Here is a 3,850-nt window from a genome sequence, read left to right as displayed (position 1 = left end):
GGGGGGGGGTGGTGCTCGTGTGGTATGTGATCCAGGTCATTAACGGTCGCGAAGACGTAATGCGTGAGCGCATCGAGCGCGTGGTGCCGGCTGGCGCCATGGAGGAGCTCTTTTACCCCCAATTTCTAACCGAGATCAAAGTACACGGCGAATGGGTCAATACAACCAAGCCGCTCTTTCCCGGTTATCTTATCTGCGACACGGTAGATCCCCGCACCGTGCAACAGTATCTGCTGCGCATGGACGACTTTGCCCGGGTGCTTGCCCAGGACGGTCAGTTTGTGCCGCTGGCAAAAGAAGAGGTCCAGCTTATTGGCAGCTTTACGCACAGGGGAGACCGCGTAGTGCCCATGAGCGAGGCCTTAAAGGATGGCGACCAGGTCGTAGTGACGGCAGGTCCGCTGCTGGGCCATGAGGGCCTTATCAAAACCATTAACAGACGCAAGAGCACTGCTTATTTGGAGCTCGATCTGTGCGGCCGACGCGTAACCACTCGCGTCGGCCTTGCCGTGCTTTCGAACGAGCAGCGTGCAATGCGAAACCTTAAAAAGGCGATCGCCTAGCTGCTGGCGACTGCTTAACGAAAAAGGGAGGATCCCCGGGGGCCGGGGATAACGGAATCAATAGGGAAGAGAAGAAGAGTTTTGAACACCGAATCTAAGAGCGCAAAGCAAAAGGGGAAGCTGAGCGCCTTCGAGCCGTATGCGTTGATGGCATATGACATTGCGGCTACTGTCAAAGACGACGGCGCGGAAAAGAAGATTTGCTCGCTGCGCGTGGACGCCAACCACCGCGGACGGGGAGTAGGGACTGCGCTGATCGCGGCCTCCATCGAGCTCCTTGATGATGAGAGGCCTCTTATAACGGTTCCCCAGGAGGTAATGCCGTCCCTATCTCCCCTGCTTGAGAAATTTGGGTTTGAGGCGATGGCGGAGTATCGGAACCTTTACCGGGAGGGTGCAAGCGAGTTTTTCTATAACGGTACCCTTGCGTCCAGTACCGGCATTGCCGAAACGTTTGATGTGAGGTCGTCTCTTGATCTAGTGTTTCGGTAGTTCCGTCGAATGACAAAACCTAGAAAGATGCAGGCCGTTCATTTCGGGTTACTGCAGGACAGGGGTCCAGAATTTCTGGACCCCTGTCCTGTTTTGGGTTGACCGTGCGATAAGGGGCGCCTTGGCCTTCGCTACACCTGCTGGGAGCAGCGCTTCTGGGTGCCGCACGCCGCTGCTCGGTATCGCATGCATTGTCGTGGCGGTTGTTCTTGCTTTGAGCTAAGCGGGCAACCGATTAAAAGCGGGTTTCATGTTTCCCAAAGCAGGGGTGCACCGGCTAACGCCGGCGCGCCCCTGCTATTGAACGGACAGTTTTAGTTACCAAATATATGACAGCCATAGCGTGCCCCACCTCGTTCGTAGCCTTTACTCGACGGTGCAGAAGCGCGTGCACGAGATCCTGGCATAACGCGCGAGCAGCCGCAACAAGCGCTGCCATTGGGCATGACCACGCTGCTGACCGCGCCCCTTTGTCTAGTCCTGCTGCCCTTCGTTCTGATGGGTCTCTTCGTTGAAGCATTCATCGGCCTTTTCGTTGATTAGCCACTTTAACCAGACAGGGCACTTCCCCCAACTGTCTCCGAAGCCCCTTGTATATCAACTTCATCCGAACACCTCCCACATTCATCCGTACATGTACGGATGAATGTGGGGATCCGATGCCCTGAGGGCCGAATCAGCCGGCCCCGGGAGATTGGAGGACTCCACGTCTGAACCTCCCGCATCCCGTGCGGGCAAGATAAATGCCCGCAACGATTGCCGCTGCGAGCATTCTCCAGGCCGGTCACAAACCGGCAGGCTCCGACTATTTGACGTCACCGTGTAAGTGTAATACAGTAATACATGACTGTAGGACACCATTAAGGAGGTAGACAATGGCAACCATCTCTATCCGAGTCAGTGATGACCTCAAGGCCAAACTCGAGGGATTGGCCCACGAATCGGGTGGCACCATCTCAGGAGTGGTCACCGAAGCCCTCGAATCAATTGTGGGCAGCCCCCGCACTGATTACCCCGAGGAGATGGCCCCGCTGACCATAGCGCCGGTCAACCGCCTCATCCTCCGCGACCAGGAGCTCATCCTTGCCGCCCTCTCGGAGTATGAGGAGGATGCCGCTTACCACAAGCGCAATGCACAGATATTCGAGAAGGGCTACGTGCGCGAGTACCCGGAGGCATTCGCCGTGCTTCGACCGGAGATTCCCAACTCCCGCTGCGAGGAGCTGTACGACATCCTCGACATGTTCGGCGTCCTCAGGGCCTCATACGAGGACCTGCCTGAAGATGAGAAGGCCGAGGTGGACGAGCGCGACATCTCGCCTCAAGGCTTCGACTACAACGACATGGAGGAGGGGCGTCTCGCCGGCTACGTGAAGCACCTCCTTGCGGACAAGCGCTATGAGGAGCTCGCGGAGCCTCTAAGGAAGTATTCGGATGGCGGGAACTCGCATGGTCCCCGCCTCGAGATGTACCGCCGCATGCTTCACTGCTTCAGGCCCCTCTGGCGCAAGCATATGCTCGGCGACCGCTTCCTCGGCCTCGCCGAGATCGAGAAGGTCATCGCTGCGCAGCGCTACGACTCTGGCTACTAAGAGGGAGCAGCCGATGTCTGAAGACATCGGACGAATTCTGTAGTACATCAACGAATACATCAAGGGCTGGAGTGTCCACGGGACGGCCGGGAGCTGCCGAGGGCCTACGGCGTGGAGGACGTGCCGCTCGGCGAGCTCGACCTGACGCCGGGGCTGATAGGGCGCGCGCGCATAGAGGGGCGATGCCCCGCTGTCCTAGCCTGAAGGGGAAAACGGAATAGGCGGGGCGACCGTCCGGCTGAGTCTGGGAAGAGGTGCCGGGCGGAGGGCGGAGCATGGCCACCGGACCCATCGAAAAGCATCTCCACCGTTCCTTCAACTGGGAAAATGCCGCCCCCGAGTCCCGGGAGGGGACTCGGGGGGGGTTCGGCTGGCTACGGAAACGGCCTATCCGATCAATGTGTTCGGCTGAGATCGGAAATCAACCCGTCTCCGAAGCCCATGGCTCGCCATTCCTCGCGAGGCAGCCTCTCTTCCATGAGATCGAGGAGGCGCGACCTCCATGAGGTGGCCGGCGCGATGGTTTCGAGCATGTAGCTGAGTACAGTGAGCGTGCCGAACATCTTGTGGTTGCCGACCTCGTGGGGCTCGTGCCAGGCGGTGTCATCCCTTGGGATCATGGGTTTGGTGCCGAGCGTCTTGTTCCAGAGGCGGCTATGGTGGGCACAGCAGTTCCTCACAGTGTTGAGCGCCACGAGCCAGGATTCGGCCACCTTGGCGCTAACTCCGAGCGTGCCTGCTGTTATCCCACGCGCTCGAGCTTGCCGACGAGTTCTTCTCGGTCTGCCATGAGGCCGCGCGAGATCAGCAGGTCCGCCTGCTCGTCGTAGGTGAGGAATGGCTTCTCGTACTTCATCTCGGCTCCTAGAATTTGAAAAAAAGACCCGCCAGTGTGCATGCTAAGCAGGGGCCGGGCGGGTTTACTGGCTTCATCTTAACGTGTCCCCTCGGCATTGGCTATTGAAATACTAGAACGCGTGCCCCAGCTTGTCCGTTAACCAATTGCTCTTGGCTCGGCGACATCGGCATGGCGCTCAAAGGCACCTCAGATCGCTGCCAAAATGCCTATATTTCGGAAGCGCGAGGAAAAATTAGCAATCCCTGAGCACAACCCGATTTTTGTCGATCGCGTCGAAAATGTTGGTGTAAGGGTGACGCTCTAGCGCCCGTTTAACGAAGAACGGCCTTCGTCCTAGAATCTGA

4 protein-coding genes are annotated in these 3,850 nt (G+C 58.2%); 3 read left to right on the top strand and 1 reads right to left on the bottom strand.

Annotated features, from left to right (window positions below; genetic code table 11):
* The 3 genes from loaP to GPK42_RS07170 all read left to right on the top strand — a co-directional run.
* A partial coding sequence (loaP, locus tag GPK42_RS07180) for an antiterminator LoaP (protein WP_252200190.1) occupies positions 1-563 on the top strand: 563 nt, incomplete at its 5' end.
* Between the two features lie 81 nt (positions 564-644).
* A complete protein-coding gene (locus GPK42_RS07175) occupies positions 645-1,055 on the top strand; it encodes a GNAT family N-acetyltransferase (RefSeq protein ID WP_215694546.1) in 411 nt (136 codons plus the stop codon).
* An 875-nt stretch (positions 1,056-1,930) separates the two neighbouring features.
* Positions 1,931-2,647 (top strand): YfbU family protein, encoded by a 717-nt coding sequence (locus tag GPK42_RS07170; RefSeq protein ID WP_215694544.1) that lies wholly within the window; start codon positions 1,931-1,933, stop codon positions 2,645-2,647.
* Positions 2,648-3,042: 395 nt separating this feature from the next.
* Here GPK42_RS07170 and GPK42_RS07165 read toward each other — a convergent pair whose 3' ends face one another.
* Positions 3,043-3,393, bottom strand: a complete 351-nt coding sequence (locus tag GPK42_RS07165) for an Abi family protein (RefSeq protein WP_338404348.1) — start codon at positions 3,391-3,393, stop codon at positions 3,043-3,045.
* Positions 3,394-3,850 lie beyond the last annotated feature (457 nt).

The sequence above is a fragment of the Collinsella aerofaciens genome, assembly GCF_018785265.1.
GTDB classification, from domain to species: Bacteria; Actinomycetota; Coriobacteriia; order Coriobacteriales; family Coriobacteriaceae; genus Collinsella; species Collinsella aerofaciens_AI.
The sequence above is the reverse complement of the archived record's forward strand: the minus strand, read 5'-3'. Positions and strand labels throughout refer to the sequence as shown.